We start from the raw sequence: 23,649 nt of genomic DNA on the forward strand, positions 1-23,649 counted from the left end.
CAAACTATGCCGCACCACTAAAAGTTGAAAAGAATTGGATAATAAGATTTGATACACATTACTTAGGCGGGATGAGGCATTGAGCAAACTGGGAGATTGCTGATATCGGAATACTCATTATTTTCAGAGAAAATGGCAAGACTGTTAAGTTTAAAATATCGCTCCTTCAATCTAAAAGACTTTATGCGAACGAACTTTTAACCGAAGAGGAGGATAGTGAGAAGAATTATATTAAAGGGTTTGGCAGATTGTATGAAAATGATGAGCTGTATAAAGAAATATTAAAGCCAAGAACAGTAAATTTTACAGACGCATCAAGATATAGTGCAGTAAGCGTTAAGGATGAACAATGGGAAGCAATTAAAGAGTATGAAAAAGAAACAACAATCCCAATTCATTATTTATTCTACAACCCATGCAGAGTGCCGCAATCGATTGAAATGCCCTTGACAGCAGACATTAATTATACTTCTTTCAGTGTTGGGGCAAGAGTATTGCTTACTGTCACTCTCTTCAAGAAATTTGACAGTGAAAATAAAGGTTATAGTCCAAGTTTTGGAGAGTTGAAATATACTTTAGATGCACCATTTAATGAAGTGGCAAATGAAGGTGGATGGCGACTTGAGGACTACATTGCCGACCAACTGATAACTTGTAAAGAAGGATACATAGTCAAAGATAATGACGATATAAACTTGTATAAGGTTTTTAATAGGAGAAGCGGACCTATTGCAAGCGCATTTTCGTTAACGTTTGACATGACCCAGCAATAAATACGGCTGCTAACCGTGTGTTATAAAATTTTGGCTAGACGTTAAGCATTCAACTTTAAATCGCTATTTTGCTTTTGTGGTTAATTGAAACTGACGTTTTTCAAATGCCACAACTTCATAAACACTTTAGCGTTAGCTACAACCTTCAACTTCATCTCTCAATGCAGAAAATTCAAATAAAGTCTTTCCAAGATTACTTACAGCAGGTTGAAGAAACCATTCAGAAGGGATTTACCATAAATTTATTCAGAGGGCAAAGCAATAACTCTTCCTTACTTCCATCAATTGCGCGACAAAATCCCCAATTTGACACTACGGAAGTTGAAATCAAAATGCTCGAAGACCTAAAGCGTCGTTCTCCTCTTCTTATTAAAAGAATTCCACGAAATGATTGGGAATGGTTGGTTTTAGCACAACACTTTGGCTTAAAAACTAGATTACTTGATTGGAGTAGCAATCCTTTGGTGGCACTGTGGTTTGCTACCTCAAATGAATATTTTATGAACCAAAGTTCGTTTGTTTATTTGTTATCTGCTAACGATGGTATGCTTGTTGATTTAGCAAAAAATAAATCTCCATTTGCTAACGACAGAACGAAAATTTATAGACCGACACTTAATAATGAAAGAATTGTAGCTCAATCAGGCTGGTTTACAGCCCATCGATTTTCGGAAAAATCTCAGAAATTTGTAACCTTATCGACGCATAAGAGAATGAAGTCCCTGCTTTTAGAAGTAGAAGTGCCAGCATCAACAAAAGAAGACATTTTAAAACGCCTTTCGATGTTGGGAGTTAATAGTCGAACTGTATACCCTGACATCAATGGGTTATGCCTTCATCTCAACTGGAAGTACAAAAATGAGATAAAGGTATAGAGGCTAATTGTTTCAAAAAGCTATAGTCAACCATGCATTAGCGCATATAATTGGGCAAAGTGCAAGCTTTTAGCAGTAAATCACTAATCGGCAGATAGAACGCAAATCAATAGCAATAGTAAACATCGACATCAGTAACTTTTTACAGCAGCGGTTCTAGGGGCGAAATTCACAAAACTGGCGCTTGGTTGTTATCTTCTATTGCTAATTACTTATCGGCTGTAGTTTCAACCTTATCAACAATAATTGCTACTACAACAGGAAACCATGTACATAGAAGCCGTCTCATAGCGACACATTATCAATGGAAAATAGATTATACCCAACTTGGCAACAATTAGAAGAGCAGAACAACCCGTTGACTGCTGGCGAAAAAGCCTTAATTAAATACCTTGATGCCTTCTTACCAAAAGACCCAAACTGGAAAAATGAACAAGGACTAAAGCAATACCAAGGTTGGCTAATATTTGCACAACCATTTTTAAATGGCACAAGACCGGACATAGTTATTTTTAATCCACAAGTTGGAATTGTAATTTATGAAGTCAAGGACTGGAATTTAGACATGTATAAATATGAAAAAGGAGAACTTTTTGTTAATGACGGATGTGGTTCATACCAAAAAAAAAGTCCAATTGACCAAGTTCAATATTACAAAGAAAAATTAATAGGGCAATTAGTACCTAACATAGGTGAAGCTATTGACCGAGATGAAAAAAATTATGGACTTATAAAAACAGGTATTTATTTTCACAAAGCCAAAACAGATATATGCAGAGGAAAATTGGGATCAAAAATAAAAGACTTCAAATATTTTCCATTTTTCGGTTATGACAGCCTTGTAGAAAATCGTTTAAATGAAATTGTTCCAGACGTTAATACGAGTAGTAGTTATTATTGGAATAGAAACTGGAATGAAGATATTTTGTTTTGGTTAATACCACCTTTCCATAGTATAGAACAAGGAACTATTTTAAAACTTCGTGGCAATCAATTTAAGGTTGCTGAGCCTAAAAGTGGACATTACCGGGTTCGTGGCGTTGCAGGCAGTGGAAAGACACAAGCACTTGCTTACAGGGCAGGGAAACTAGCGTCCCAAGGCTACAATGTTTTAATTATATCATTCAACATAACACTTTGGCATTATGTGAAAGATATGGTTGCTCGTTCACCTTTCGCTTTTAGATGGGATAAATTTACTTTTACACATTTTCACGGTTTTTGTAAGGATAAGCTAAATGAATTCGAGCAAAAATGGCCAAAATCACCTGAAAGAAAGGAATACAGAGACCAACAAGCATTTGAAAAAGCTTTAGAATATTTCTTTAAAGCTACTGTTCCAAACGCTGTAATTCAAGCAATCCGAGGGAAAAGGTATCAAAAGTACGACGCAATACTAATTGATGAAGGACAAGATTATCACTACGAATGGTATTCAATGCTTGATAAATATTTTCTTTCCAATAGAGATGAAGCATTAATCGTGTGCGACAAAAGACAGAACATATTTGATAGAGAACTTGACTGGTTAGACAAACGTGTTACAAGAGCGGGGCTTGAAAAATTTAGTGAACCTTATATTGATTTAACCATAACATTCAGACTCCCAAAAAAAGTCGCTGTTATGTCAAATGAATTCAGTGAAATATTTGAACTAAATCAGGAACTAAAAGTTGGAAAGTTCGAAGATAACCCTGTATTAGTTCATTCACACCATATTATTTGGCTAAATATTTCAGAAGAAGAATGGCAATACTATATTCTTAACGCCTTTTTAAGGCTTAAGAAAGAAGGTTACAGCCCTTCTGATATGGTAATTCTTTTACCAAGTCACAGATTAGGCAAAGAAGCGGTTCAAATGTTTCGAGACAAAAAAATTGAGGTCAATCATGTTTTTGAAGAAGATACAGAAGCAAGATTCCATCCTCACAAAAAGGCATTTTGGATGGGTGACAGTAGATTGAAGATGTCAACTATTCATAGTTTTAAAGGATGGGAACTCTTAAATATTGTTCTGTATATTCCTGAACGAGCCCTAGAGAGCAATAAAAAATTAGATGCTATTGTTTACACTGCTTTGACGAGAACAAGAGAAAATGTAATTATTTTGAACGCGAATAAGCGTTACGATACATTTGGAGACAGATTCCCTAAAAAATGGAACGAACAATAAATATCGCGCTAACATCTGTTAGCCGCAATCGCTTGTACCGTGTAAATTAGGAGCTAAGTGCTTCTATTCAAGTTCAGTGCTGGCAAACAGTTTTGTGCTCCGCAACCCGCCTAACGCAAAGCCATTGATCGTTGGACAACCGGCTTTACCTTACTTAATCTTTGGACCTTCCCTTGAGACTACTTCCAGCAATTAAACGCATGTCGGGTAGAGCATGATGGAAGAGCTACAGAAGGCGGTCGGATTAGCGCCGAACACGAAAAACGGGTATTTGAAAAGCTAAAATTCAGCTAATTGTCCAAATTATATTGCGCAAAATAAAGCTTCTTTTTAATAAGAAGGTAAAGTACTTTTTTTGATACCAACCCAGTTCGTCTCTGCTCAAATAAGAAGTTAGCTTTACCCACTGAAAAAACAGTAAATACCCTTTGTCTACGTAGCACGTTAATCGCTGCATCTCTGCCGCATAACCTTATCCTCTTGACATTCAAATTGCTAGAGTGATTTTACTACTTTATCACCTAAAAACAAAAAAGCCGATCACTAATTTGATCGGCTTTCTCTTTATTTAACAGCTTACCACAACTTTATCGGTTTTGGCCCAATTAACAAATCCGCCAGATCGCATCCTTGTACTTTCTGGTCATAGGTGGCCTGCTTCTCAACGCGGTTGTCAACCGTTACCCGGAAACCTAATTTATTCAGCTCTTCTGCCTTCTGGCTCCACTTGCGAAAGGTACTTCCGCCTTTGCTCGCATCCGGGAAGAGGGTAATATCCCGGTGCTTCAAAGGGGTTAATCGTTCGGCATTCAAAAAGCTTAACCCACCTACTGCCATCCAGATGTACTCCGGTAGATAGCCGGTACATATTACTGCTGTCTTGCAAGCTTCTACTATAGCCACTGGCTTGTCATGTGGTTCGGTAGCTAGCTGATGAAGACCGAAAGGAACAGGCCATTTGTTGTCGTTTTCATGAGCATACTCGTACAACCAATTAGGTATGAGTTTCAATCGTTTAGTGTACTGATGAATTAAAGATGTATGTATCCAACTATTTTCTTTAGTATGCCCGTCTCTACTAAACAACTTCAACTGCCCACCTCTTACATTTTCATGTTCATCGATAATCCAGAAGATTGTGCCACCCCGCTCATCACTCTTAGGCCATTCATCTAAGGTACCTACTTGAAAGCGTTCTATCAGTTCCATCTTCTTTTCATCACCAAACAGATGGTTCAACAATAAGGCAAAATTGTTCCGGAAGTAGGATTTTAGTGTTTGCCGGTATACCTCTTCAGGTATTGTGAGTTGAGTCGATGGGCTTGAAGGTTCTTCATATACCTTCAGTGACCCCTTTCCGATTTTGTATACATAGTCAACAACATCGACAGCTTGGGAAAAACTCAGTTCATCATACTTTTTTAAAAGATGGAGCGTGTCATCATAATTGTAACCTTCATCCTTTAACCCGTAAGCTTTTGCAAAGAACCTACTTGGTATTTGGCTTTTTGCCCACACTCTATCGGAATAGCTTGTACCTGACGAGTCTTTATGGTAGGGGCTTATGAAATAACCGCATTTATCCTCTTGGTTGCAACGGCCGTATTCTTCAGGCAGTAACTCGCCCGTGTAGGTATCTACATACCGGGTGTATTCCTTTTTCTCGCCACATTCGGGACAGTTATGTTGGCTACCTTTTTTCTCGAACTGGTAGCGGTAATCCTTTTTGTTGCTCATGTTCTTTATATAATTATTGTTTAAAAAATTGTTTTTAGTTGCGTCATTTCCGTCACTTCCGTCATAATGCAGCTCCGATAATCAGGAGAGACCATGACGAAAGTGACAAAAGTGACGTTCAGAAAAGATGTTTTTTAACAGAAGGGGATTTTAAAATTTCCGGATATAAACGCTTAGTCCAATAGACTTCTTCTCGATCGTTATTCCGATGTTCTCCAGTCGTTTTTTAAAGTTTTTGGAACTCACCGGTTTGTATCCCTCATCCACACAGAACCCCCTGTATTCATGGTAGAGGTCTTTCAAGGGACGCAAATCACATGGGTCAGGTGTGTATTCGTTCTCGTTCAAAAACAGATGTACACTGTCAGACTCCCGTTTGTAGCTTTCCAGCTGCTGAAGAATGGCTTTGCAGTCCGTGAACTTCTTCTGCTGGAGAAGGCGGTTTAATCCATCCAGTACCCAATTAAATACTCCGGAGAGTTCCGACTCAATGATTTTAGTCGCTAATTCCTTATCCTGCTCCGCTTCCGGAATGGTTACTGAGAACGGCACAATCAAAAATCGGCGAAAGAACGCATTCGTATGCTCCACATCGGTAGGTAGCTCATTGGTGTTGAAAATTAGTTTGGCATACCGGTGCATGATAAAGGGCTGCCCATAAGGCAATCTTGCCTCTACCGGTTCACCCGAAACTAACTGCTTGAAAATGCTGGCCTCCAGTCTACCGTTGATCTCACTTGCATAATTGAGTATTTTATTAGCTAAGTGGGCACGGTGATAAGCCGGGTCGTTGGTTAAACTGTTCAAAGAATAATTACTGACGTTCTCCGGTCCGAGTAGTGCCATAATCACCTCAAAAAAGACGGACTTACCATTGGCTCCACTACCGAATAGAAGCAGTGCCTTCTCCAGTTTGAGCAGGGATGCGCTAACAAAGAGATACCCGATAAATTCAGCGAGTACTTTCTGGCACTCTTTGTCGGGTAGTACTTTATCCAAAAACTGCTGCCATTGGGGTGCCTTTGCACTGGGATCATAAGAAAAAGGTAATTGATAGGTCAGAAAGTCGCCGCTGTCATGCGACCGTAGTCGCTGACCCTCACTGGTAATCTCAAAGGTTCCGTTAAGCAGATTAATGAGAATACAATCGGTACGTCCTTTTGGAGCCGGTAAGTAGCCTTGGTCACTGAATTGCTTAACAAGCTGGTCACCAAAAACAAAATATCTGGCATCGTACTTATCAACGCCCATTTTCTCGGCGGCTTTCTTTAAAAAAGTCCGAATTACATGTTCCTCAACTACCTGCCAATACGCTCCATTGTAGATGTATAGGAAGGCGTTTTGCTTGCAAAGCCCCCATTTATTATGGTCAGCAATCTCCATAATCGTTTCCACTACAATAATCTGCTGATGCTTGTCTTTGAGCTGTTCTTTATCCTTGGTCAGGGCTTGCTTAAAGTCCTTGAGGCCAACCTGTTCCAGCATGCTATCCAGAAGTTCGGCTGGATCCCTCAGCACCAGCCCCGTGGTTTCTTCCGTTTTCACCTCTATGCTTGGTGGAATTTCAGTTGCGTTGGATGTTTCTGCATCTGAAAGATTGGTTGTTGGTTGCTGCTGAGGTTGGTTAACCTCATTATTAGTATGAACTACTTTGTTTTTTACTGTCATTCTTTAACTTACCTTTTGTTACTAATTTATTAAAATACTTACTTAAATAGTTATCAGTCTCTCCGTGGACTATACATTCTAATTTTGATATATTCTATAATTAGTTTTGACCTTCTTTTTTGATTTAACAGCTCAAAGGTATAGCACGTTTTTGGTAAACACAAGCCCTTAACCAAATTTTAATTAAGTAAATCACAGATTAGCCAAATAAATAATATACATTTAACTATTATTCATTTAACTAATTTGGATATTGAAAAAGGCCGCTTTGTTGGCGGCCTCTCTATATTAAAGTATGATAGGGTCCTCTTTAGCGACCCAAAGCGGATAGAAAAATTGTAATGGGTTATTAAGAGGGTTTTACATTAAATGTGGCACTACACGGCATACAGCGTTACAGAAAAGCATTCAGTGCATCATCCAACACTTCATTCTCAAAGCTGTCCAGATAAATGCGGGTAGTCTGCTCCCTGTCATGCCATCAACTGGCTAATGACTGCTATTGGCGTACCGCTCTTTTTTAGCGTTGTGGCGAAGGAGTGTCGAGCCACATAGGTCGTTAACGGCAGGTTAATTTTTTTCTTTCGGCCAATCTCCTTCAGGTCGTTATTAATTTGCCGGTTCAGCTTGCATAATCGGTTCTCTATCTGCACCGGCGTAATATGCCTGTCCCTGTGGCAGAAACAGGTAAGAAGAGCCGGTTGATAATTTGCTTTTTTCTACGTAAATTTCTTGAGCAACAGGCAAAATCCTGTTTCACTATAGTTTCACTAAACACAAACAAAAAAGGCCATAACGCACTGATAAACAGCGAATTACAGCCTTTTAAAAGTACCGGGAGCGGGAATCGAACCCGCACGACCTTTTACGGATCACAGGATTTTAAGTCCTGCGCGTCTACCTATTCCGCCATCCCGGCTCGGATTGGTAAAATCCGCACTCTACAAAAAAAGCACCGGGGTCGGTGCCTTTTTCTGGAGCGAAAGACGGGGTTCGAACCCGCGACCTCGACCTTGGCAAGGTCGCGCTCTACCAGCTGAGCTACTTTCGCGTTGTTTGGTGATGCAAAATTAAGGCATCTCCGCCATTTGTCAAGTGGTTTTGCCGAAAAAATTTAGAAAACCACGCCAGAACATGTGCTCCGCACTGGCTACGAACGGTTTAGCAGCAGCAATGTCAGAAAAAAAGCGTTCAGGCCCAAACCCGCCAACAGGGTCATCCGCATGGCCGAGCGGAAGTTGGCCTTGCCCGTATCGTGGTAGACCTGCCAGTACCAGAACAGAAAGAAACCGGCCGCCGGCAGCAGGTAACCCAGCAGCATATAAAATGGTGAGCCACCCTCGAAATAGAAGTAATAGCCTGTTACCGACAGGCCAAACATCGCAATGGCGCAGACAAACGTGCCCCGGATGCCCAGCAGCCGGCTCATGGTCAGGTCGCCCCGGCGGCTGTCTTCGTCGTGCTGGTACACCTGGGTAATAGGATAAATCGCCAGCAGGTTCAGTGTGCAGAGCAGGCCTGCCAGCAGCGGCCTGGGTTCAGTCAGGGCCCACAGCGGCAGGTCGTTAATGGCCTGGTAGGTCATCAGGTAGGTAAAGCCGCCCTGAAAGAAGCCCACCACCAGCCAGCTGATAACCGGATACTTTTTGAGCCGGATGCGGTCGTTGCTGTAGGCTTTAGAGATGGCCCCGTAAACGAGCAGGTACAGCACAAACGGCCAGCCGATGAACGCGCCCAGCACCAGCGCAATAAGGTCGAGTCCCCAGGCGACGTAAAACAGCGTCCGGTCGACGGGCGGGGGCGCTTCCAGAATACCGATGCTGCCCTCGTCTTTATCATAATAGCTGTTGTAGGCGTTGCTGGCCGGGTAAAGCAGCAGGTGGATGATGAGCACTACCGCCAGGGCCCGGCCGGTGTCCGACTGAGGGGACTGGCTTAAGGCAAACCAGAAGACGGGCAGCAGAAAGAACGAGAACGGTACCCGCAGATGCAACCAGACCGCTCGGGCGGTCATACGTCTGCTTTTTTCCTGTGTTACCATAAGACCACCAACATTATCATACAACTGATAGTTATACCCCCAATACCTTTGAGCGACGTTCCGATATGCCAAATCAGCATAGCAGTTATATCAACGCATTGGGCACTGCCGTACCGGCCTATGCCATACCGCAGTCTAAAATCGCCGAGTTTATGGCCGACGCGCTGCAGTTTGATGAGCGCGAACAACGGCGCCTACAAACCATTTACCGCCAGACCCGCATTGAGCAGCGCCACTCGGTGCTACCTGACTATGGACTGCGCTTAGGTAAATTTACATTTTATCCGAATACGCCCGGCCTGGAACCTTTCCCAACGGTGGGTCAGCGCATGGCTATTTATCGTACGGAAGCCACACCCCTGGCGGTCAAGGCCATTCGCAACTGCCTGGCCGATTATCCGGAGTTCGAACTCCGGCAAATTACCCACCTGATTGTGGTAAGTTGTACCGGCCTGGCCAATCCCGGTCCGGATATCGAAATCCTGGAAGCAATTGATCTGCCCTCGACCACCCAACGGCTGGCAATCAACTTTATGGGTTGCTACGGAGCGTTCAACGGCCTGAAGACCGCCGATGCCATTGTACGGGCCGACCCAGACGCCAAAGTGCTGGTGGTATCCATTGAGCTCTGCACGCTTCATTTTCAGAAACGGTCGGAAACCGACCATCTGCTCTCCAACGCCCTCTTTGCCGATGGCGCAGCCGCCGTGCTGGTAGAAGCGCAACCCAGAGCGGAACGATCCCTGCGGATGCGAACGTTTTACTGCGATTTGCTGCCGGAGGGAAAAGACGAAATGGCCTGGCACGTCAACGACCACGGCTTTGAAATGACGCTGACGCAGGAGGTACCCGCGGTAATCCGCAACGGTATCGGTAAGCTGATGTCGCGGTTGCTGGAAAAAAGCGGCCTCACCATCGGCGACATCGGGTATTATGCCCTGCATCCGGGCGGCCGGCGAATTCTGGAGGTGATTGAGCAGCAACTGGGCCTCGAACCGGAGCAGAACCGCTACGCCTACGAAGTGTTGCGGCAATACGGTAATATGTCATCGGCCACGGTGTTGTTTGTGCTGACGGCGATCTGGCGTGAAGTGCTGACCCAGGGCACGGCCGACGCGCAGCCCAACATTCTGAGCTGTGCCTTCGGACCCGGCCTCACGCTGGAGTCGATGATTCTGGAGATGAATATGACGCAGCCGGAGCGGGTCACTGCAGCAGCTTCCAGCGCATCAGTCCCAGTTTCGTAAGCATATAGTAGAGCGAAACTTTCAGCACGCCCAGGCCGTAGATGCTGCTCCGTCGGAAGTTGATAGACGAGGCTTCTTCAAAATACTTGGTGGGGCAGGTTACTTCGCCAATCTCAAATCCCTTGTAGAAGATCTGGGCAATCATCTCGTTGTCGAAGATGAAGTCGTCGGAGTTGTGGGTGAAATCCAGCTTCCGGAGCACCTCCCCGGAGAAGGCCCGGTAGCCGGTATGGTATTCCGACAGCTTCTGGTTCATCAGCAGGTTCTGCGTGAACGTCAAAAAGCGATTGGCAATATATTTGTACATGGGCATTCCGCCCTTCAGCGCGCCCTTGCCCAGGATTCTCGACGCGAACACCACCGGATACAAGTCGTTGCCGATGATCGAGACCATGGCCGGCAGCAGCATCGGCGTGTACTGATAGTCGGGGTGGAGCATCACTACAATATCGCCCCCTAATTCAAGCGCCTTGCGGTAGCAGGTTTTCTGATTACCGCCATATCCTTTGTTGCGGTCGTGGCGGATCACATGCCGGATACCCAGTTGGCGGGCCACCTCCACGGTATTATCGGGACTGGCATCATCCACCAGAATTACATCATCAACCAGATCAAGCGGAATTTCACGGTAGGTACGCTCCAGCGTTAGTGCTGCCCGGTAAGCCGGCATCACCACAATCACTTTTTTACCATTAAACATGGCGCGAAACTAAGGAGCGAAACGCAATACGCCAACATTTCCTGAGCAGGAACAAATTCCTTTGCCGATATTGCGCCGTTTTTTGCGCCTGAACGTCAACTTTCTTTTATCAACCGGCGTTCTCTTATTAGTAATTTATTAGAAACATGCTGGATAGCGAAACCTTATTTTTTCTGGCATTTGCCGCTTTTGTGCTGTTTGTAATGGCACTGGACCTTGGTCTGCTGACCCGGCAAAAAAGCCACATTGTTAGTTTTAAAGAAGCGGGGATCTGGAGCGCCATCTGGGTAGCGTTATCGATCGCTTTTTATTTTTTTATAAAACAGTACGGATACCTGATCCACGGCATCGATACAATGGCCCGGCTCGAAGAGATCCGAAACCTCTACGCCCCCCAGGTTGACCTGGTCGCCGGTAATTTTGAGGCCAGTTTGGCGCGGTTCCAGAACAATATGGCGCTGGAATACATCACCGGTTATCTGGTCGAGTACTCGCTGTCGGCCGACAACATCTTCGTGTTTATCATGATTTTCGCGTCGTTTGGCGTCCGGGAGCGGTTTTACAAAAAGATTCTTGTCTGGGGAATTCTGGGGGCCATCGTCCTCCGGTTTGTATTTATTTTTGTCGGCTCGGCCCTGCTGCAGCGTTTCGACTGGATCATCTACATCTTCGGGGCGTTTCTGGTGTATACCGGTGTCAACCTGTTCTTCCAGAAAGACGAGGACGAGAAAATTGAGCCCAAAAACCACCCGGTGGTGAAGATTACGGCCAAGTACCTGAACGTGTACCGCCGGAACGTGATCGACCACTTTTTTGTCCGGCGCAAAACCGACGGGAAGCTATTTGTCACCCCCCTGTTTATTGTGGTGGTGGTCGTGGCCTTTACCGACCTGGTCTTTGCAGTCGACTCGATCCCGGCGATCTTCTCGATCACCAAAGACCCGTACATCGTCTTTTTCTCCAATGTGTTTGCCATTATGGGGCTGCGGTCGATGTTCTTCTTCCTGTCGAGCATCATGAGCCAGTTCCGTTTTCTGAAGGTAGGTTTGGCCGCGCTGCTGACGTTTATCGGTCTGAAGATGCTGGCTCACTCCTATCTGGACAAAATTGGCTTTGAAACGGTCTACTCACTGTACATTATCCTGACGATTCTGGGGGTAAGTATTCTGGCTTCCTGGCTGATTCCGGAGAAGGAAATGGTAGAGAAAGACGAGGAAATCAGGGTCTGACGAGCCGTTGGATAGAACATGAATACACGGATGCAGAGATTTACATACTAACGTAAACCTCCTGCATCCGTGTGTTGTTTTTGGTGGTATATTGCCCTGCCATGTTCACGCCCGACATCCTGAAAGTTTACCGCAAACGGCTGACTAACCTCAGCAGCCGGAACCGATCCTTACTGCTGACCAGTTTGCCCGCCGAGCAGTTTCTGGACCTGCACGAAACCGACTTTCTGCTCAACCGTCCCTCTTTCGATCTGATTACCCAACTCATTGCCCAGCGGCCGGCGATTCCCATTTGCGATGTACTCGACAGCCGAAACCAGCGGGTCAATGAGGTCAGCCGGAAGCTTCGGCGGATTGCCCGGACAGAGCAATTTATTGAGGAAGAACGCGGCACCTGGGATCTGTACGTAGGCTACCCGTTTGTCCGGGGGAAACTGATGGATGGCACAGTGGTACACGGCCCGCTGCTGTTTTTTCCGGTTCATCTGGAGCAGGAAGACAAACAATGGCAGCTTACCCGCCGGGGTGACGAGATCGCCATTATCAACTCCACTATTTTTCTGGCCTACGCCCATTTCAACAAGGTCTCTATTCCGGACGAATACCTCGAAAAAGATTTTACCGATTTCCCCCACGACGCGCTGGCATTTCGGATTCAGCTGTACGAATGGCTGAAAGCCAGTCCGCTGGAGATCAACTTCAACCAAGAGCTTTTTGAAAATAAACTCCTGCCGTTTGATAAGCAGTCGCTAAAGAACCTGGATGCGCAGGAGCGAACGGGCGAATTGAAGCTGTATCCGGAGGCTGTGCTGGGCATCTTTCCACAGGCGGGATCGTTCCTGGCTCCGGATTACGATCGACTGATTGCCCGCGCCGGCCGAAGCCAGGGACCTGACAGTGGTACGCGAAACGGAGCCGGCATCCCGTTTACCGCGCCAAAATCGGTACCCCGTAATCAGATCCGTGAAGAACATATGCGGACTCCGCTGCCGATGGACGGGTCGCAGGAAGCCGCCGTGCGGGCTGTAAAAGCCGGGCAGTCGCTGGTGGTGCAGGGTCCTCCCGGTACGGGTAAATCGCAGCTTATCGCCAACCTGATGGCCGACGGTGCCGCCCAAGGCAGACGGGTGCTGTTGGTTTGCCAGAAACGGGCCGCGCTGGATGTGGTCTACAACCGCCTGCGACAGGTAGGCATGGAGCCGTTTGTGGCCCTGATCCATGACTTTCAGAACGACCGCAAACCACTCTACAGCCAGATTGCCACTCAGATTGACCTGGTAGATACCTACAAGCGACAGAACTACAGCCTCGATGCCGTGGTGATGGAGCGCGACTTTGACGCTGAAAGTCGAAAAATAGATCAGTTAACGGCCGAGTTACAGGCCTTTAAGGAGGCACTTTTCGATACCCGCGACTGTGGTTTATCAGTAAAGGAATTATACCTGACCAGTAGCCCCAACGCACCCACCATACCGCTGAAAGATTATTATGCGCAGTTCAGATTTGATACGCTGAACAACTTTCTGCGTAAGCTGACGGAATATACCACCTATCGGCAGCGGCTCCCTGCCGAGCACCTGTTTGCCGAACGGGTATCCTTTAGCCAGTTCCCGGCATCAGCCCTGTCGGCAGCGGAAGAAGTGATCCGTGCTATACCAGAAACAGCCCAGACCAGTAATCAGCAAACCAATCACTTAATCGGCCGAACGCTGACGCTGACCGAGTGGCAGCATTGGCACAGCCAGGCCGACCAACTGGCTGCGGTGATTGCGTTGCTCGACGGACCGGAGGCCGAGCGGATCTGGCGTATCGTTCGTTTCTTTATCGATCACCCGACGCATCCGGCCCGGACTACTGCCAAACAGCAGTTGGAGAAGCTGGCCAGCAGTTGGATCGAAGCGCTGGATACTCCCGGTCCGGAAACGACGCTGCCGCCGGACGAACTTCCAGCCTTCCGCAGCCTGCTCGACGAAGCCCGACAGGCCCGAAATTCCTGGGTCTCGTGGAACTGGTGGCAGTTGCGTGGGCATGGCAAAGAACAACTGCGGCAGGTAACAGCCGCCAATGCCCTAACGGTTTCGGCTGACGATCTGGATACACTTACCCATAAAGTTGAGAAGCGTATGCAACTGGAATCGGTCCGTCAGCAGACCAGGCCGCTGCTGACGCTTTCGCCGGCCCTGCCCGACGAGCCCGATAGCCTGCGGTTGCTCTGCCGCGCCAGCGAAGCCGCCGAACAGCTCCGGCACCTGTCTGCCACTAGCTATTTGCCACCGGCGGTCTGGGAGAGTTTTCAGTCGTTCACCAAAACCATACGGGCGCTGTCACCCTTGGCATTTCAGGTACTTCAGCAACAAGCCGACTGGCAGACCTACCTAACGGACGGGCAGATCGAAAAAGCCTGGCGTGATCGGGATTATGCCGAACGGCTGCGGCATACGCTCCACGACGACTTTGATTTACTTGTCGATACGGATAAAGCCTGGGAAAACTTCAGCGATGAGGAGCAAACCATCGTTGACCGGCTGTATGATGCGCTACCCCCTGCTGCTCCTGCTGAAAATGGGGCTGAAGCCGGAACACCGGAGCAGGTAGCCACGCTGTTTCAGAACGCCCTCCGCCTGGCCTGGATCGAACACATTGAAACAAAGTACCCGATGCTGCGGGGAGTGTCGTCGCTGAAAAACGAGCAGATTGAACACGACCTGCAGGATAGTATGCGCAAAAAGCAGGCCCTCAGCCGGGATATGCTGCTTGTTAAATTACGAGAACAGACTCATAAAAACCTGACCTTTAACCGGCTGAACAACCAGGTCACCTACCGCGAATTGCTGCACCAGACCACCAAACGGCGTAACATCTGGCCCGTGCGGAAGCTGATGGAGCAGTACGCCGACGAAATCTTTAAACTGGTACCTTGCTGGATGGCGTCACCCGAATCGGTGTCGGCGATGTTTCCGCTTCAGGAAGGACTGTTCGACCTGGTTATTTTCGATGAGGCTTCGCAATGCTTTGCCGAAAGCGGCCTGCCGGCTATGTTCCGGGGGAATCAGGTAGTGGTGACTGGCGATAAGCAGCAACTCCGGCCCAGCGATCTTTACCGCATCCGGTTTGAAGAGGAAACCAATGACGAAACCCCGGTCGTGCTGGAAGTAGAATCCCTGCTCGATCTGGCAGCCCAGTACCTCCCGCAGGTGTCGCTGACGGGCCATTACCGCAGCCGCTCGCTGGACCTCATCACCTTCTCGAATCAGTATTTTTACCGCAATCGCCTGACGCTGCTGCCCGACTGCCACGACGTAAACCGGCACGAACCGGCCATCCACTACCTGAAGGTAAACGGAACCTGGCAACAGAATACCAATCCTGTTGAAGCCGAAAAGGTACTGCAGTTACTCGAACAGCTCGCCGTGGAGCAGCCGGGTAAATCGGTCGGCATCGTTACGTTTAATTACGCGCAGCAGCAGTTGATTCAGGAGCGGCTGGATGGCTATTTCCATCCGGAAGTGGACCGCCAGAACCCAATGGCCGCCGGTGAACTCAGGAACCTTCCCCTGGCTACCTTCGACAAGGAGCTGACCAGCGAGGTAACCTTCGTAAAAAACATCGAAAATGTGCAGGGCGACGAGCGGGACATTATCGTCTTCTCGCTGGGGTATGCGCCGGATGAGTCGGGACGGCTGGCCATGCAGTTTGGCAGCCTGAACGCAGTCGGTGGCGAAAACCGACTGAACGTGGCCATCACGCGGGCACGAGAGCGCATTTATATTGTGACCAGCCTCTGGCCCGAGCAGTTAAATGTAGAACAAACCACCAACGAAGGGCCAAAACTCCTGAAAGCTTACCTGGCTTACGCCCGCCAGGTAGCCGAAGGGCAGTTTCGTCCGCAGCCCCGCCCCACCGATACGCTTCGCTCCGGTGCGCTGTTGAAAGATAAACTTACTACCCGCCACCCCGACTGGCGGCCGGAGCTACCGTTTGCTGACCTGACTGTTAAGGATGGAAAAAACTACAAATCGCTCCTGCTGACCGACGACGACCAGTATTACCAGCAAAGTCCCAAAGATGCCCACGCCTACACCCCCTTCGCCCTTCGCGCCAAACACTGGCCGCACCGGCGGATTTATAGTCGGGAGTACTGGCGGGGAAAGATCTAAATTTGTTTCAAGTTCCAGGTTTCAACGCGGCCGCCCGGCGGTTTTAGCCTAATAGACTATCAACTAACCTGGAACCTGAAACAGCACCGCTTCGGCAGTCCGACGGCCGCCCGGTTGAAACTAGAAACATGATTGGTTTACACGAAGAATACGAAGCAATGTTCCGGGTGGAGTCCCGGCTGTGGTGGTACCGGATTCTGCACGGGAAGGTAATGCGGCAGATTCAGCGGCAGTTTGGGGACAGCCGGGAGCTCCGGATTCTGGATGCGGGCTGCGGAACAGGCGGCATGCTATCGTTCCTGCAGCATAACGGCTACCGGAACCTGCGAGGCCTTGATCTGTCGGAAGATGCTGTTGCTTTCACCCGCTCCCGTGGTCTAAACGTCGGCCAACTGGATCTGCGCGATGTAGGTACGCTGCCACCTGAGCCATTCGATGTGATTATCTGTAACGACGTACTCTGCTATTTCTCCGACGACGAAATCCGGCACATTCTGACGGAGTTCCGGAACCGGTTAAAACCAGGTGGTCTGCTCATTACCAATAACAATGCCCTGAAGGCCTTTGAGGGCGTTCACTCGATTGTCCTGAAAATACCCCGACGGTTCACACTGGACGAGTTTAAAGGCTTCGGTAAGGCGGTAAACATGTCGCTTCGGTACGGCACCTACTGGAGTTTTCTGCTGGCTCCGCTTATCTGGTCGTACCGCAAAGCGCAACTGCTGGCCTTGCGGCTAAACATCCTGCAACTGCAAAACCTGCACTCCGATGTGGGCTATCCCGGCGATGGTGTCAACGGACTGCTGTACGGCCTGGTGCGGGCCGAAGAACAGGTTTTCTCAAAAGCCCCCTTCGGCAGTTCGGTATTTGTGGTGTATCAGCGGCCCGCCTGATCGTCCGGACAGGCAAACCGGATGCGTTTACCCAGTGCCGGATTCAGTCGTGCCCGCAGCGAATCGGGCTTGGGAATAAACACCATCCGGCTGGACATAGCGATATTGGTTTCAGCCACCGGCCGGCCAAACCGCCGGTAAAAGGCCTCTTCACAGCCAGGAGCCAGCAGATCCGGGTAGAGGTTGATACCGCTGAAGTCGTTGTAAGTAAAAAAATCGGCGAAGAACTGCATTTCGGCCTCGGTAAGGCACCGGCGCTGCCGGGTCGATTTGAACATATCCGTATCATCTGGCACAAACAGACAAGGCCAGTTCGCACGCTGAAAGGGCGCAACCTGCGAGGGGTGCAATCGACCCAGAAAAAAGCCGATAACCTTCTTGTCGTGAAACCGGCGCAGGGCAAACGTGCCGGACGTCTGGTAGAAGAACGGGCAAAGATCTTCGCCTATACCATTGTCGCCCAGCGTGCAGAATGGCCAGTCGAGTACGGCCTCGCCAGGGGTCTGCTTTACTGTATTCATATAGGCGTAAAAATTCCGGTCCAGCTTTACGGGTTGGTAGTAGAGCGTATGAAACTGGTAAGAAGTAATTGTTTCTGCCAGGGCCAGCGTTACAACCAGACTGAGCAGCAGGAGCGGCAACCGTTTCCAGTCTACCGATAAAGCCAGCAGGGTCAAAATAATCGGGTAGATGAGTGTAGCGCGGGACGATACTCGTGTAAACAGAAACCAGGGAAAAACCCGGAGCGTCGGTATACGGGTAGTATGGAACAACAGGCACATGGCCATCAGCAGCAGCAGCGGCAGGTAGACGGCTTTGTTCCGTGCCTGGAAAAACCCGATGAGGCTGAGCAGGACCAGAAATAGCCCCGGACTGGTTGGCCCCAACCCCTCCGTATGATCACGCAGCCAAGGTTGGTAATCGATATGGTACGGACTGACTCCCGGCAATAGCGGCAGTAGTAGCCGGAATGGGTTATCCCAGAAGGCACCCATCGGCAAATCGGCCGACTGCAGGCTTTTAGCGGCCGCAGCAATCTGCAGGACCAGCGGCAGATACAGGCAGGCCGCTCCAAGTATACCGCCAAGCAGGGCTATATGCTGCCATCGATGAACAAACAAATCAAGCCTGAAGTACTCTGGAAGCGACACCCGGCGTATCCGGCTGATGTAGACTCCGACGCAAAACAACGCAGCCAGGGTAAACGACGACAGCGCATAGCCGGCTACATAGCCCAGGTTCAGCCCCAGCACCAGCGCCAGCAACAAGGCTTTCAGTAATAGAAAACGCAGCGTAAGCGGCTGCATCAGCCACACCCGACGTACCAGTAACCAGTCCGTCACTAAACCGAGCGTGGTCCAGTGCATGGCAGTAAACGCCAGATGGCCGGGGTATTTGTGAATGGCGTAAAAATTACAAAACGCCAGCACCAGCGCAGCCAGACCCGCCTTTGAGTCACCCGTTACGGGTTTCAGCAGCCAGAATACGCCAAAAACCGTAACCAATGCCGAGAGTAACAGATAAACCTGCAGATACGGCCCGGTCGTACCCGTTAGCAGGTAAAAAAGCGCGTAAAACAGCTCCCGCTCCACCGCCCAATCCTGCAAAGCCTGGTTGGTGCCGTGCGGATACGCCAGCTGGTTATTGACCAGATCGAGCACTGGCAAGGGTGTAAAGGACAGATTGTTGGCAACGTAGTAGCCGTAATATTCCCAAACATCAGTGTCGCCCCAGCCGGTAATGGGGGTCTGAAAATCTTTTATAACCAACAGGCCGTAAAGGGCTGTCGCCAACAGGAAAATAACAATCCAGAAAGAAAGCCGCATAGAGGGGTTTGCTTAGAACGGCCACTGGCGTTTGACTCTCGCCAAAATCAAAAAGGCCACGATGCCCAGAGTCGTAACCGTCAGCCCCGATAGCATAAAGGACCAGCCGGTGGAGACAAAAATAAACGCCCAGATGATAATTGCCAGCACAACCGGCAACGGGTACAGCGGCATCCGAAACGGAAAACTGGAGCGGGGCCGGTTCCGGTGCAAAATCAGCAGCCCAACGGCCTGACCGATGAACTGCACCACAATGCGCATCGCCAGAATGGCCGTAATGACGTCTGACAGCCGGAATAGCAGACTGAACACAAACGCCAGGGCCCCCAGGAAGAGCAGCGAGCGGTGCGGAAAGTGGCGGGTAGGATGCAAACGGGCGAAGACAGAAAAGAACTGACCGTCGGCGGCAGCCGCGTAGGGTACCCGCGAATACCCGAGCAGCACGGCAAACAGGGATGAAAACGCGACCACCAGTACCAGCCAGGTAGCCATCTGGGCCGCTTCGGGGCCGTATAGCCGCTCCACAAACGTACTCACAATAAATTTACTCTGCTGCACCTCCTGCCAGGGAATCACACTGACTACACTCACGTTCATTAGCAGGTACAGCGCGGCAATCCCGACGATGGAAATAAACATACTGATGGGGATGTTGCGCTTTGGGTTCTGAATCTCTGAGCCCAAATGGCAAACGTTGTAATAGCCCAGGTAACAATAAATCGTTTTGACCGAAGCGGCTCCGAGCCCTGCCCCAAATAGCCCGGTCGTTACCGGCCCGGCGGCCTGAACCACCTCCAGCACCGGTCGGGTAGCGTTGCTGAGGCCGCCGACAATGATCCAGCCCATCGTGGTCAGCACGCAGGCCCAGAGCAGCAGGCTAATGCGCCCAATGGTTTCGATACGCCGGTACAGCAGCAGGACAATGACAATGACCACCCCACCGGACACCAACCGACGCTGCCAGTCGTCGAGCGGGAAGAGGTAGGAAGCATACTGCGCAAAGCCAATAGACCCGGATGCGACCACCAGCGGAGCCTGAATCAGTGTTTGCCAGACAAACAGGAAGGAGAACAATCGGCCCCAGCGTTTTTCACCATAAGCGATTTTCAGAAAGTTGTAGCTGCCGCCGGCTTGGGGAAAGGCCGCGCCCAGTTCGGCCCAGACAAAAGCATCGATAAACGAGATCAGGGCACCGAGTACCCAGGCATAGATGAACTCCGGCCCGCCAATGGTCTGGATGACCAGCGGCAATACCACAAACGGTCCGATCCCGACCATATCAATCATGTTCAGGGCGGTTCCTTGCAGTAAGTTGAGCCGGTGGGGAAGCGTCTGTGAATCAGGAGCGGTAGCGTTTTCCAAGCGTACGGCAGCTTTTGGTTTATTGGCAAATGCTGCCAATGTATGAAAAGTTCCGGCAGCAGCGCATCTCCGCCCCCCCTTTCTCCAGGCTAATTTTACAAACAAAGCCTATCGATTAAGGTTGATTAGGTAACATTGGACTGATTTTGTAAATACATCATGTTATGAAAAAGATACTGATCGGCGGACTGGCCCTGTCTATGGTGCTGGCGGCCGAATCGATAGCGCAGACACAATCGCAGAAAACAACTTCCGGCGTCACCACCAAAGCCGCTAACCCAAAAAGCCAGACCAGTTCAAGTGAAGGGCTGCAGCGGACCGGCAGCGGAGATACCCGGCGGGGAAACGGAAAAATGGAAGGTAACACGGTCAGTCGAAGCGGAAATAGCTTTTACTCACCTACCGCACCCACTTCAGCCATTGGCTCCGAATACGTGATTGTAGCGCCGAGCGACAATATGCCAACCCGGTCGGCCGAAGCTAGTGCCAGCACTGAACGCGAACCCCGCTGGGTCAACCAACTGCCGGCGCTGGGACCACGCGTCCGGACGCAGGGTAGCTCGTCGGAAGGCAGTTCCAGTGTTCCTACACCGGGAGGAGCACCGGGGACCAACACTAAAATTACGGTACGGCAGCAACCTAACCGCACTACCTCTACGTTATCGACTTCGGGTCAGACCGGCTCCCAGCGCCCTGGTTCCGTTGAGGGCGTTAGAAGCGAGGCCGGCGAGGCCGATAACCTGACTGGTCCTGATCAGGCGAATACCGGAAATGGTGGCGGACAACGCAGCCAAACCATGACCACATCCGAATCGGGCCCGGGTGGAGCCAGCACGTCGCGGGTCAATGTAAAGCCACAGGGACAACAGCCCGGTTCGGTTACCGATGTTAACAAAGTAAACCAGCGGCCGGGCGATCGGGGTACGCAGACAAATGCCCGCGCAGGCGGCAATACCAACCAGCGCATCAGCAACACGGGTCAGGGAACCGCCAAAGGCAGCCCTGCCAGCGGCAGCGGGAATGCGAAAGGACCCAGCGGTAATTAGCAGCGGTACTCTTCCTGATACACAGAAAAGCCTCTCATTGCTCTATATGTAGCGGTGAGAGGTTTTTTGTGGGCTAAACCCTGTCTGAATCCAGCGGCAGATTACCTGGTTTTGCGTAAATTGGTGAAAATTTACCTTGCCCGATGAACCTTAACCTGAAAGCAACTGCTCAAAATACCTACGACGCCATTGTCATTGGCTCAGGTATCAGCGGAGGCTGGGCCGCCAAAGAACTGACGCAAAAAGGCCTGCGCACCCTGGTACTGGAGCGGGGCCGCCCCATCGAACACGTTACCGACTACCCCACGACCATGTCGAGCCCGTGGGAGATGCACCACCGGGGCCGGTATCCGGTAACCGAACTTGAAAAAGCGCCCACCCAACGGAAAGTTGACTACGCCTTCAACGAATACTCCGGTCACTTCTTTATCCGCGACGAAGATCATCCGTACACGCAGGTGAAGCCGTTCGACTGGATTCGGGGCTACCAGGTAGGCGGCAAGTCGCTGCTGTGGGCACGCTGGACCCAGCGCTGGGCACCTTTTAATTTTGAGGATAATCAGAAAGACGGCATCGGCATCGACTGGCCGATCCGGTACGACGACCTGGCTCCGTGGTACAGCTATGTTGAGCGGTTTGCGGGTATCAGTGGCAACAAAGATGGGCTGTCCACGCTGCCCGACGGCGAGTTTTTGCCCCCCTTCGAGATGTACTGCATTGAAAAACACGTCCGCGATGCCTGGAAGAAGCAGTTTCCCAACCGGCACCTGATCATCAGCCGCACGGCCAATCTGAGCAAAGCGCAGAAAATTCATCAGGAACTTGGCCGTGCCGACTGCCAGGCGCGCAACTGGTGCGCCCGTGGGTGCCTGTACGGCGCTTACTTCAGCAGTAATTCGGCCACCTTGCCTGCTGCCGCCAAAACCGGTCGCCTGACTATCCGGCCTTTCTCGGTGGTCCACTCCATCATCTACGATGAGAAAAGACAACGGGCAACGGGCGTACGGGTCATTGATACCAATACCAAAAAGGCCACCGAGTTCTTCGCCAAAGTAATTTTCGTGAATGCCGCCACGTTAAACTCTACCATGCTGTTGCTCAATTCGACCTCCAGCCGCTTCCCCAATGGGCTGGGTAACGACAGCGGAGCTCTGGGCCACTATCTGATGGATCACAACTACCGGGGCCGCCTGTCGGGTATTTACGAAGGGAAGGAGTACAACGATATATATTATTACGGCCGCCGACCAACGGGTACGTACGTGCCCCGGTTCCGTAATGTGCTCAACGACAAACAAACTGATTTTGTCCGGGGCTATGCCTATGCCTGCGGAGGGAGCCGCCAGACCTGGGGCCGGGGTGTTGGCATGGACGGCTTCGGCGCTGAATTCAAAGAAGAGATTACGAAGCCCGGAATCTGGACCTTTGGCATGACCGCTATGGGCGAAATGCTGCCGCGCTACGAGAACCACGTCCGGCTGAACCACGACAAGAAAGACCAGTGGGGCATGCCTACGCTCGATATCGACTGCCAGTGGGGCGACAACGAAGATAAGATGACGAAAGACGCCATTGAGCAAGGCAAAGCGATGATGGAAGCCGCAGGCATCACGGTAACAGCCGCTGTCGACAACCACCAGCCGCCGGGTCTGGCCATTCACGAAATGGGCACCTGCCGCATGGGCCGAGACCCTAAAACATCCGTGCTGAACCAGTGGAACCAGATGCACGCGGTAAAGAACGTCTTCGTCACCGATGGGGCCAGCATGACCTCCTCCGCCTGCCAGAACCCCTCCCTCACGTATATGGCCTTAACCGCGCGGGCGGCAGACTATGCGGTGAAGACGCTGAAGAAGGGAGAGTTGTAAGTAAGTGGTTAGTCAATAGCCGTTAGTAGAATCCGCAATTAGCGACCAACAACT

At 49.8% G+C, this 23,649-nt stretch carries 16 protein-coding genes and 2 tRNA genes; 9 read left to right on the plus strand and 9 right to left on the minus strand.

Annotated features, from left to right (window positions below; translation table 11 throughout):
- Positions 1-248: 248 nt before the first annotated feature.
- The 3 genes from ABD949_RS03520 (at position 249) to ABD949_RS03530 (ending at position 3,821) form a co-directional block, all read left to right on the plus strand.
- Positions 249-773 carry a hypothetical protein gene (locus tag ABD949_RS03520; RefSeq protein WP_345240605.1) on the plus strand — a complete coding sequence of 175 codons (525 nt, stop codon included), beginning with the start codon at positions 249-251 and terminating at the stop codon, positions 771-773.
- Between the two features lie 161 nt (positions 774-934).
- Positions 935-1,648, plus strand: coding sequence for an FRG domain-containing protein (locus ABD949_RS03525; RefSeq protein ID WP_345240607.1), 714 nt, complete (start codon positions 935-937; stop codon positions 1,646-1,648).
- A 304-nt stretch (positions 1,649-1,952) separates the two neighbouring features.
- The gene (locus tag ABD949_RS03530) at positions 1,953-3,821 is read left to right on the plus strand and encodes an NERD domain-containing protein (RefSeq protein WP_345240609.1); all 1,869 of its coding nucleotides are present in this window, start codon (positions 1,953-1,955) and stop codon (positions 3,819-3,821) included.
- Between the two features lie 576 nt (positions 3,822-4,397).
- On the opposite strand, the gene ABD949_RS03535 is transcribed toward ABD949_RS03530, so the two are convergent.
- From ABD949_RS03535 to ABD949_RS03555, 6 genes are all read right to left on the minus strand, one after another.
- Positions 4,398-5,558 carry a DUF6371 domain-containing protein gene (locus tag ABD949_RS03535; protein ID WP_345240610.1) on the minus strand — a complete coding sequence of 387 codons (1,161 nt, stop codon included), beginning with the start codon at positions 5,556-5,558 and terminating at the stop codon, positions 4,398-4,400.
- 150 nt (positions 5,559-5,708) lie between these two features.
- On the minus strand, positions 5,709-7,226 hold the full coding sequence (locus ABD949_RS03540; protein WP_345240611.1) for a DNA primase family protein: 1,518 nt from the start codon (positions 7,224-7,226) through the stop codon (positions 5,709-5,711).
- 473 nt (positions 7,227-7,699) lie between these two features.
- Positions 7,700-7,879, minus strand: coding sequence for a tyrosine-type recombinase/integrase (locus ABD949_RS30765; protein WP_425576721.1), 180 nt, complete (start codon positions 7,877-7,879; stop codon positions 7,700-7,702).
- Between the two features lie 179 nt (positions 7,880-8,058).
- Positions 8,059-8,145, minus strand: a tRNA-Leu gene (locus ABD949_RS03545).
- Between the two features lie 56 nt (positions 8,146-8,201).
- A tRNA-Gly gene (locus ABD949_RS03550) sits at positions 8,202-8,277 on the minus strand.
- A gap of 99 nt (positions 8,278-8,376) precedes the next feature.
- Complete coding sequence (locus ABD949_RS03555) at positions 8,377-9,240, minus strand: UbiA family prenyltransferase (protein WP_345240613.1); 864 nt, start codon at positions 9,238-9,240, stop codon at positions 8,377-8,379.
- A 92-nt stretch (positions 9,241-9,332) separates the two neighbouring features.
- On the opposite strand from ABD949_RS03555, the gene ABD949_RS03560 reads away from it, so the two are divergent.
- A complete protein-coding gene (locus ABD949_RS03560; protein ID WP_345240615.1) occupies positions 9,333-10,514 on the plus strand; it encodes a type III polyketide synthase in 1,182 nt (393 codons plus the stop codon).
- On the opposite strand, the gene ABD949_RS03565 is transcribed toward ABD949_RS03560, so the two are convergent.
- The gene (locus ABD949_RS03565) at positions 10,474-11,214 is read right to left on the minus strand and encodes a glycosyltransferase family 2 protein (RefSeq protein ID WP_345240617.1); all 741 of its coding nucleotides are present in this window, start codon (positions 11,212-11,214) and stop codon (positions 10,474-10,476) included. The two genes, ABD949_RS03560 and ABD949_RS03565, sit on opposite strands and share 41 nt — an antisense overlap.
- A gap of 146 nt (positions 11,215-11,360) precedes the next feature.
- Between ABD949_RS03565 and ABD949_RS03570 the strand changes: the two genes are divergently transcribed.
- From ABD949_RS03570 to ABD949_RS03580, 3 genes are all read left to right on the plus strand, one after another.
- The gene (locus ABD949_RS03570) at positions 11,361-12,443 is read left to right on the plus strand and encodes a TerC/Alx family metal homeostasis membrane protein (RefSeq protein WP_345240619.1); all 1,083 of its coding nucleotides are present in this window, start codon (positions 11,361-11,363) and stop codon (positions 12,441-12,443) included.
- A gap of 101 nt (positions 12,444-12,544) precedes the next feature.
- Positions 12,545-16,600, plus strand: coding sequence for an AAA domain-containing protein (locus tag ABD949_RS03575; RefSeq protein ID WP_345240621.1), 4,056 nt, complete (start codon positions 12,545-12,547; stop codon positions 16,598-16,600).
- Between the two features lie 128 nt (positions 16,601-16,728).
- Positions 16,729-17,493, plus strand: coding sequence for a class I SAM-dependent methyltransferase (locus tag ABD949_RS03580; protein ID WP_345240624.1), 765 nt, complete (start codon positions 16,729-16,731; stop codon positions 17,491-17,493).
- Here ABD949_RS03580 and ABD949_RS03585 read toward each other — a convergent pair.
- Complete coding sequence (locus ABD949_RS03585) at positions 17,478-19,319, minus strand: hypothetical protein (protein WP_345240626.1); 1,842 nt, start codon at positions 19,317-19,319, stop codon at positions 17,478-17,480. The genes ABD949_RS03580 and ABD949_RS03585 overlap by 16 nt on opposite strands.
- Positions 19,320-19,331: 12 nt before the next feature.
- Positions 19,332-20,681: an APC family permease gene (locus tag ABD949_RS03590; RefSeq protein WP_345240628.1), complete on the minus strand. Its 1,350-nt coding sequence runs from the start codon at positions 20,679-20,681 to the stop codon at positions 19,332-19,334.
- A gap of 164 nt (positions 20,682-20,845) precedes the next feature.
- Here ABD949_RS03590 and ABD949_RS03595 point away from each other — a divergent pair, with 164 nt between their 5' ends.
- Both ABD949_RS03595 and ABD949_RS03600 read left to right on the plus strand, forming a co-directional pair.
- The gene (locus ABD949_RS03595; protein ID WP_345240630.1) at positions 20,846-21,727 is read left to right on the plus strand and encodes a hypothetical protein; all 882 of its coding nucleotides are present in this window, start codon (positions 20,846-20,848) and stop codon (positions 21,725-21,727) included.
- A 143-nt stretch (positions 21,728-21,870) separates the two neighbouring features.
- Positions 21,871-23,595 (plus strand): GMC oxidoreductase, encoded by a 1,725-nt coding sequence (locus ABD949_RS03600; protein ID WP_345240632.1) that lies wholly within the window; start codon positions 21,871-21,873, stop codon positions 23,593-23,595.
- The last annotated feature ends 54 nt before the right edge of the window (positions 23,596-23,649 follow it).

Origin of the sequence: Nibrella saemangeumensis (assembly GCF_039541915.1) — a bacterium.
In the GTDB taxonomy this organism is placed as follows: Bacteria; Bacteroidota; Bacteroidia; order Cytophagales; family Spirosomataceae; genus Nibrella; species Nibrella saemangeumensis.

Excerpts from the sequence above, each read along its gene's own strand:
- ABD949_RS03530 (WP_345240609.1), top strand. The coding sequence starts at position 1,953 with ATGGAAAATAGATTATACCCAACTTGGCAACAATTAGAAGAGCAGAAC.
- ABD949_RS03600 (WP_345240632.1), top strand. The coding sequence starts at position 21,871 with ATGAACCTTAACCTGAAAGCAACTGCTCAAAATACCTACGACGCCATT.
- ABD949_RS03555 (WP_345240613.1), bottom strand. The coding sequence starts at position 9,240 with ATGACCGCCCGAGCGGTCTGGTTGCATCTGCGGGTACCGTTCTCGTTC.
- ABD949_RS03580 (WP_345240624.1), top strand. The coding sequence starts at position 16,729 with ATGATTGGTTTACACGAAGAATACGAAGCAATGTTCCGGGTGGAGTCC.
- ABD949_RS03565 (WP_345240617.1), bottom strand. The coding sequence starts at position 11,214 with ATGTTTAATGGTAAAAAAGTGATTGTGGTGATGCCGGCTTACCGGGCA.
- ABD949_RS03585 (WP_345240626.1), bottom strand. The coding sequence starts at position 19,319 with ATGCGGCTTTCTTTCTGGATTGTTATTTTCCTGTTGGCGACAGCCCTT.
- ABD949_RS03535 (WP_345240610.1), bottom strand. The coding sequence starts at position 5,558 with ATGAGCAACAAAAAGGATTACCGCTACCAGTTCGAGAAAAAAGGTAGC.
- ABD949_RS03525 (WP_345240607.1), top strand. The coding sequence starts at position 935 with ATGCAGAAAATTCAAATAAAGTCTTTCCAAGATTACTTACAGCAGGTT.
- ABD949_RS03575 (WP_345240621.1), top strand. The coding sequence starts at position 12,545 with ATGTTCACGCCCGACATCCTGAAAGTTTACCGCAAACGGCTGACTAAC.
- ABD949_RS03595 (WP_345240630.1), top strand. The coding sequence starts at position 20,846 with ATGAAAAAGATACTGATCGGCGGACTGGCCCTGTCTATGGTGCTGGCG.
- ABD949_RS03540 (WP_345240611.1), bottom strand. The coding sequence starts at position 7,226 with ATGACAGTAAAAAACAAAGTAGTTCATACTAATAATGAGGTTAACCAA.
- ABD949_RS03560 (WP_345240615.1), top strand. The coding sequence starts at position 9,333 with ATGCCAAATCAGCATAGCAGTTATATCAACGCATTGGGCACTGCCGTA.
- ABD949_RS03570 (WP_345240619.1), top strand. The coding sequence starts at position 11,361 with ATGCTGGATAGCGAAACCTTATTTTTTCTGGCATTTGCCGCTTTTGTG.